This is a genomic window from Janthinobacterium sp. SUN073 (genome assembly GCF_030397665.1).
In the GTDB taxonomy this organism is placed as follows: domain Bacteria; phylum Pseudomonadota; class Gammaproteobacteria; order Burkholderiales; family Burkholderiaceae_D; genus Janthinobacterium.
Genome location: NZ_JAPUBT010000011.1, coordinates 1 through 7594, shown reverse-complemented (window position 1 = coordinate 7594; position 7594 = coordinate 1). Strand labels below are relative to the sequence as shown.

Sequence of the window (7594 nt, the reverse complement as noted above, 5' to 3'; positions counted from 1 at the left end):
CCAGCTCCGTGCCCTAGCTCTGCAGGTAATGCCGCAAGCGCGATGCAAGTGCGCCTAGATACGGTACCTGCTCTGATGCGTTCGCATCGAATTGCTGCAGTTGCTGGACGAGCGCGTTGTAATCCTCTTCGAAACGCGCCCGTTTCTCATCTTGCCAGGTGTCGCCAAGCACTGCGAAAGCGCTGTTGAGGTTGCCCACGGCATCGTTGAGTGTATCGATAAACTGCTGCAACGAATATGCAAATCGCTCCAGTTCATCCGGGTCTCCGATGGCCTGTGCCATTACCAATAGCCTCCATCTTGATCCGCAGATGGCTGCGCTACGGATTTGGCACTGTGCTGCCGGGCCTCGATCGTGGTCGGCCGGAGATCGATGGCGTCCGGTGTGGGCACGGTATTCGGGGTCTGCGACCTTGTCCGAATGGTGACGGACATCGTGATGAACTTGAAGCAATCGCGAAGTTGCTTTGCGTTTTCGGCATAGAGAAGAGAGTGCGGGGAGTTTTCCAGAAATTTGCCGAGTACAGCTTCGTCTGCATCGGCGCCGATGGCCATCGCCATGCGGTCGCATTTTGCGGAACGTCCATCGCCGATGAACTGACTCAGCGGCTTTTCCCATGCATCATTAGGCCCGCCGTCGGAGACGAGCACCACGGTCGGACGATAGGCGCGCGATGGCACGGTATCCTTGTCTTCGATCATCGCCTTCGCCATCTGGAGTGCCGTTCCGAGTGGCGTCATGCCGCTGGCGGAAAGGTCCTGCCACTGGAGAGCACTGGCACTGGTCAGCGCTTGGTGCAGTCGCACCTCCGTACCGAAGGTAATGATGGCCACATGGATTTCGATTTCGCTGGTTTCCGTGTCACGAAAATCCTCCAGCATATCCCGGACAGCAAGATTCAAGTTGCGGATTTTGTCCCCACTCATGCTACCGCTGACATCTAGCAAAAGAATTACCGGCAAAGGTTTGGCTTTCGGCGCCGTGAATTTCGACGGATCGAACGGAGTGTTGCTCATATAAGAATCCTTGAGAATGAAAGAAATTCGTGCCTGTTCCAGTTTAGTAATGCTCTAGCACATGGCTGCATGGCGGAGAGTATATGGGACCTGAATCCTGCCAAACCAGCTCTATTTCGCAGTTCAAATTGAGCAAGAACGGAATAATAACCTGTGCTTGGAAAACGGGCCTGCAATTCCAAAATTATTCCTTAGCGAGGCTGCACTTGGCAATGCCATCATCGGACTACAGTCGTATGCAGGACGACGGCAAATATAAAGATACATGGCTTGGGTGAATTCTTTCTTCAAAAAAGCCAGAAAAACGGCTCCCATTGTGGTTGTTGTATCGCGGAGCGACGAGCAAAGCGCCGATCCGGCGCTCTAGAAAGTCTACGCCAATAACTCTAGCATATATCGAGGGGATTGCGAAGGAGCAACAGGCTGCCAATTTTAAAAAAAAACGACGCGGACAATCAAACCGGAATAAGATCTCAAAAAAGTGATCTGGTACATCAACGGCGACAACTTTTCTGATAACTTCAGCACAGCTCCGATAAAATGGGAGGAAAGATAGTAAATACTTTTGCTCTGAGAAGTTAAGTAGAACGTTCCTTCTATAAGCGTCATTACAGCACAGCTTGAGCATTGGCACGGATCAGTAGATAATGGGTGCCACACCGCTAGGAAGCGGAGTTTAGACGCCGGTCGGTTTTTCGGCGCAGTTCCTAAGTAAGAAATCATCTACTCGTTTTTAACAAAATTTGTTATTAATTTAATACTTCACCGGCGCCATAATAAATCGCTGGAAGTCAAATTCATATCCTTGCCTTCCGTGCGGCGCGCTGTCTTGAACAACACTAACGCGTCGATGCCATCAAAACCCGTCCTATTTCAAACCGTCCCACTAGTCCGGGAGCCCCAACGCCGCCGCGATCCATTCGGCTTTGCGGAAGTCGCCACGTTCTATGCTGACCTGCTTGCTCCCGATCTGACCAACCGCCAGCGTGACGCTCGTTGGCTGACGATCCTCTGCTGGAGCCTGCAGCAAGTACAAGCCACCGTTGTCGCGCCAAGCGGTGTCGCCGGTGACTACGACCGTTTGCGCGGTCTGGAACTGCGCTGGGTAATGGAGGCCTGCCAGTTGCCCGATCAGGGCAAAGGCCGGCAGCTGCCCGGTAGCCGCACCGTCCGAAGGCTTAACCTGGAACAGTACCTGAATCTGCAGTTGGAAATGGGGCAGGGCCAGTGGCGGCGCTATCGCTATGTTGGTCCTTACGCCGCCTACCGAAGCCTGTTACGACACCTGGCGCTGCTCGAGGTGGACGGATGGACCCTATCGCCAGAGGGGCGCAAGCTTGCTCGCGTCGCTGCCGGGCAGGTGCCCAATCCCAAGCCAGGAAACATCCTGAAGGGTGACCCCGATAACGGCTGGCTCGCCTACTGGCTGCGACGCTGGCCTATTGCCAGCTCACCCCCGAGTTCAAGCGATTTTTTGCCTGGGTATGTCAAGGCATTGCTTCCAGCCGAGCGCGCGTTGATCACGCCAAAGCTGTTCCCGGACGGAAGTCGGCGTCGCGCGGTCGCCGATGGGCTGGCGGCCAGTACTGCGCGCACGCATGCGGAACTTTGCGGCGAGCTCCAGCGGCTCCTATTAGTGCGTAACGGCTGGGAAAGTCGGGATCGGGCTAGGCTAAGCAAGCTGGAGCAGTTTGCATACTTGGCGGATGCGGCAATCGATGCCCTGGATGCGACCTACAGGCTCACAGCCCAAAATCAAAACGCGCAACCGGACGTTGCCGAGGTCGCGGCCGGCATGGCGCCGGAACTGGACCAGTTGGCCAGGGCTTGCGCGCAATGGGGGACCGGCAATGTCTGGCCTCAGGTGGAGCGTTTCGCTGCTGCTTTGCGACAGAAGGGCAGTCCTGCAGCGCGGTTGCAGCGTCTTCTACGGTTGCACGAGCAGTCTGCTGGAGGACTGCTGTGGCTGAGAGAGCGGGATGGCAAGGTCGATCGCGTCGCCCAATATGCTCAGCCACCAGGCGGCTACTATCGCTTTCGCCTGGCGGCGCTAGCCCATCTTGCCAAGGGGTGCAAGGTGATCTCCACGCTACCCATCGCCCTGCAGGGCGACAGGGAGCGCCAGACCGATGAGGAACCGGATACAGAGAATGAGAACTAGGTGATGAATAGGAAATCCCTCGAGCAGCGGTCGCCAATGCCGCTCCCACCGGAGAAAGCCATCCTGCTGGACGCGTTTCTCACCTCGTATCAGCCCGTATCACCACACTTTCTGCTGCGCGATGTGCTGCCGGTGCTGCTTCAGCTCGACCAAGGTGAATCGTCCGATTCGGACAATGATCGCCTGTTCGTGGGGGCGGCCGTGGCAGCTCTGCAGAAAGTGCCAGGGAAAATCACGATCGTGACTTCGTGCGCACTGCCTGAAGAGAACATGGCTAGTTTGCCGTGGCTGGGCAGCTATGTCGACTGCCGCATGGTCGGCAGCGATCGCGACAGCGTTCAGCACGCGAAGCTGTGGCTGTGCCACTGGTGGCGGCAGGACGGCGAATATTTGCAGATAACCATCTCGTCCACTAACCTCACATCGGATGCGTTCCATGGTCAGCTGCAGGCAGGCTGGAGTATTTGTCTACCGCTTGAGAAAGCTGGCCGCAGCGGTAAACCTCATGCCGCGCTGTGCGACTTTATGGATGCACTTGGCGTCGCAGCCGATTGCTCCGGTGCCACCAGCAGGTTCATCCAGTTACTGCAGCGCTGCCCGGAGATACAGGGCAGCCATTTCATCACCAGCATTCCGGGCCGACACATGGACCGCCAGCAAACCGGCCTACTGGCAGGAAAGACGGCTGCGGGCAAGGTGGGTGTCCGCATCCTCACACCCTCCATTGGCGAGTGGAATGACAAGGAAATCAGGGCCTGGTGTGCCATGCTCGGCGTCCGGCCGGACAAGGTAGAACTGTTCTGGCCAGATCGATCGCATCCCTGGGTGGGAGCGGCAGAGTCTCTTGATCCGGGCTTGTGGAAAATGCCCGTCGCCGCACAGGGCGCACTGGACACGGCGGGAGTTCGGTTGTTGGCGGTCGCTGATCCGCGCGTCAAGCCCGTGCTGGCGGAAGGCCATCCGAACGACAGGCGCTGGTGCCATGCCAAATTCTATGGGTTCCGGCATGGCTTGATGCTTGGCTCGCACAATTGGTCGAAAGCCGCTTGGGGTGTGCCTGATGGGATGCCGCCGAAGAATTTTGAGCTATCGGTCTTTGTGGAGAGACAGTCGCTGCCCTTGCACGGTCCGTTCCAGCGATTCACCGGCGACGTCGCGCTAATGGAGCGCCTACCGGTTAACGACGAGATTCATTGGCTCCGGTGGGCACAGGTCACGCGTAGCGAAAGCACGCTGACCTGCGCTTATCGCCTGCGCCCCGGTTGCGCGGTAATGGCTGAGTGGCAAGACGGCCAGGACTGGTACCCGTTCCCGCCTGCCGTGAAACAGGGGAAACGATGGATCGCAACCCAATCGCTGGATGGCCTGCAGCCCGAGAAAGTCAGGCTGGTTTCCCCTGACGCGAATGGCGAACAGATCGTGCTCCCGATCACCGACATCCGGCCCGGAAGGCCATTGCCGGCCGGCCTTGGGTACGATGTGATGCACCTGGCGGAAGACATCGAGCTGGAGCAATATGGCGGCCTACCTGTTCCCTCCGGCCCACCCCGCTCTCGCGGCAAAAAGGGTGAGGAGCGTGCAGCCAGCAGTGCCGACTACAGCCTGTCCTGGCTGCTGGCGGCCCGTCGCTGGCGGCAGGTCGTCGATACATGGCGGGAGGAGATCGAATTCCAGCCTGTCAACGTCCATCTGCCTCTAGGATTGCGTCTCGCTGCCGCGCTTGAGCGCCGCGCCGGCAATGACCCGGGGGCTGCCATTGCGGCTGAAGAGCTGCGCCTGCTGGTCGAGGAAGCACAACGATGATGAACACAACTTTATTAAATGCCGCAGCGCTGCTCGACCCGCAGCAAAGCGGGGGCGCCACTGACCTGGCGTCATTGCTTCGTCAGCTGGCCAGCGCCCGCGAGATACTGAAACGACTTGCAAGCCAGAGAGGCGTGGTGTTGGCCGATGACGCAGGGCTTGGCAAGACATGGGTCGCGGCATTGGCAGCGCTCATCGTAGCCAGGAATGGCGGCTCTGTGCTCATCATTGTTCCGGGAAAAACGCTACAGTCGAAATGGGAAACGGATATCGGCAAGGTACTGGGGGCCATGCCATCGCTCTCTGGGGTCCGCTCGCCTCGTCTGCAGCACAGGATGAGCGACGGCAGTTGGGCGGTCAGCCGCTCCAGCGCCGGCGGTATCGTGCTCACCACGCATGCGCTTTATGCTAACGAAGATTTTCCGGGACTTCGCCCGGAGCTGGTCATTGTGGACGAGGCGCACCGTTCCAAGAATGACACCAGTAATTTCAAGACCCGTCTGAAAACGCGCTCGAAACGCTGCCGATGGATGCTCTTCCTCACCGCGACACCGTTTTCGATTCACATTGCCGAACTGGTGTCGATGCTACGCCAAGTATCTGCAGGCGATGCGGCAACGAATGACATTACTGCGTTTTCAAAGTTCATCGGCGAAGCAAGTAAGGCGGCAACGCAGGAGCCATCATTGCCAGTAGACGCTGCCGTTGGGCTTTGGCGTGCCGCAGTCGCGCAACTGAAGCCTTGGGTGATGCGGACGACTATTGATCAGTTGCCACCAGCGCAGCGAACGAAAATTTTCGGCGACCGCGCCGCGTGGGACATCGTGGTTCCCGCCGCGAGTGGCGAGGTGATTACGGCACTGGTTCGCGCGGATCGGCTAATCAGCCTGGCCGGTGAAGCGACCGGCCTGCGCGGTAATGACCCGCGCTTCCACGTGGGTTGGGAATACTTGCGTGACCTGGTCTCGAAAGAAACCGGGGAGCATGTCAGCGAGGAATTTAATGCCAGGCGCGATGCACTGCGTGGCAATATCAGCCGTATCGGCTTGCTCGCGCGACGACATGCGGATGAGTTACGCGCTTTTCTCGCGGGCAGGGAGCACGAAAAAATCGCTGCTGTGACACGAGCAATTGCCGGTAAGGTGGCGCAGGGCGAGAAGGTGGTGGTGTTCTGCCACCATATCGCCACCGCGAAGGAGCTGCGCGACGCGTTGCGGCACGAGAAATCGCTTCAGTCCCGGGGACAGTACGCGGTATTGAAGAAAGCGGTACGCAGCACGTGGAAAGAGGCGTGGACAGAGATCCTGGCGCCGGTTGTCGAAGACGCCGAGTTGCATAATGCCGCGCTTGCCTTCGTCACTGAACCTGGCTTCCATATCCAGGTGCGGGGATGGCTGATGCCTGGTGTGGACGAACTTGATCGTGCTGCGCTCATCAAGGCTCTTCGCAGGACGCGCGTGCGCAAGGTAGCCGGTAGCAATCGGGCTGTACCAACCATCGCTGAGGCCGTTATGGACATCGCTCAACGAGAAGAGCACGACGGTAACGCAAACTTGCCAAGCGCGCTGCGCAGGCATGCAGCGGACAAGGTCATTTTTCCTCAGTCCGAAAATATCGTTGAAAGCCTGGCGCTGTTTAACACACCGTTCGGGCCGGATGTGCTGGTCGCTACCGACAAGCTATCGGAGGGCATTGACCTGCATCGCTATTGCCGCATCCTGGTGCACTACGAACTCGATCCTAGCCCCGTGCGCGTGCGCCAGCGGGAAGGCCGCGTGCGTCGCGTCGCAAGCTGGGCGGCACGGGTTGGCGCGCCCGTCGAATATGCATATCCAGCCTACCCCAACACGCGAGACGAAGCGCTTGTGCGCATCATCCGCGAGCGCCTCGCGCGCTTCGATGTACTCCTTGGTGGTGCTCCAGTAGTGACTGCAGAAGAGATCGATATGCCGGCCACCGCACACTCGCAGCTGCTAACTGCTATGCGCTTCAAGCTTGCAAAAGAAATTCACACCTGCCTGAATGATTATTGGATGACTGCCTAACGACGCCAGTGTCGCTTTGCATGAACGCCTGGGATTCGAGAAGGTGGCCATGTTCAAGCGGGTCGGCCGTAAATTTGATCAGTGGATTGATGTGGGATATTGGGAGCTGCAGCTTGCGTAGTCATTTATTTATGATTATTGGATTTCCGCATCGTCCGTGTAGGGCGGTGAAAACAGCCCGTTGTTAGACGGTAGAAAAACACTGATTGCGGGACGAAATCGCGCGTAAGCATCTGAAATGTATGAAGTATTTTGAAGGCTTAAAAACTAGCGACGGGTTACACTGTTCGTGAGATTCGAAGGGCTGGGCCTATCGGCCCAGCCCGCCCCGAATCCTCTCCTTGCAGCCACTGCGCGGCAACTCCGCGCACCGAGGGCGCGCACTGCACTCAACGCATCACTTCGTGTGCCAAATGGCAGACCTGAACCTCGCGCCCTGAGTCCCTCGGTGAATGTCAAGGTAGTTGTCGCCCGACTCATGCAGCTTTTTGACTTATTCCTTCCACGGTGGCGGCCAGATCCACAACGCTGTCTCGTTCAGGGTTGAGAGTCACCGGGCCTACAGGTG

The 7594-nt window shown here is 58.0% G+C and carries 4 protein-coding genes and 2 pseudogenes; 4 read left to right on the top strand and 2 right to left on the bottom strand.

Annotated features, from left to right (window positions below; all coding sequences use genetic code 11):
- Positions 1–13: 13 nt before the first annotated feature.
- Both O0882_RS23385 and O0882_RS23380 read right to left on the bottom strand, forming a co-directional pair.
- Positions 14–283, bottom strand: coding sequence for a WXG100 family type VII secretion target (locus O0882_RS23385; RefSeq protein ID WP_176375033.1), 270 nt, complete (start codon positions 281–283; stop codon positions 14–16).
- Positions 283–1017 carry a VWA domain-containing protein gene (locus O0882_RS23380; protein ID WP_289951951.1) on the bottom strand — a complete coding sequence of 245 codons (735 nt, stop codon included), beginning with the start codon at positions 1015–1017 and terminating at the stop codon, positions 283–285. Before O0882_RS23380 ends, O0882_RS23385 begins: the two co-directional genes overlap by 1 nt.
- Positions 1018–1846: 829 nt before the next feature.
- Between O0882_RS23380 and O0882_RS23375 the strand changes: the two genes are divergently transcribed.
- The 4 genes and pseudogenes from O0882_RS23375 to O0882_RS23360 all read left to right on the top strand — a co-directional run.
- Positions 1847–3178, top strand: coding sequence for a hypothetical protein (locus O0882_RS23375; RefSeq protein WP_289951950.1), 1332 nt, complete (start codon positions 1847–1849; stop codon positions 3176–3178).
- A gap of 3 nt (positions 3179–3181) precedes the next feature.
- The gene (locus O0882_RS23370; RefSeq protein WP_289951948.1) at positions 3182–4981 is read left to right on the top strand and encodes a hypothetical protein; all 1800 of its coding nucleotides are present in this window, start codon (positions 3182–3184) and stop codon (positions 4979–4981) included.
- Positions 4978–6756, top strand: a pseudogene (locus tag O0882_RS23365) (SNF2-related protein); the annotation flags it as partial. The gene O0882_RS23370 and the pseudogene O0882_RS23365, both read left to right, overlap by 4 nt.
- A 247-nt stretch (positions 6757–7003) precedes the next feature.
- A pseudogene (locus O0882_RS23360) lies at positions 7004–7147 on the top strand (phosphinothricin acetyltransferase); the annotation flags it as partial.
- Positions 7148–7594 lie beyond the last annotated feature (447 nt).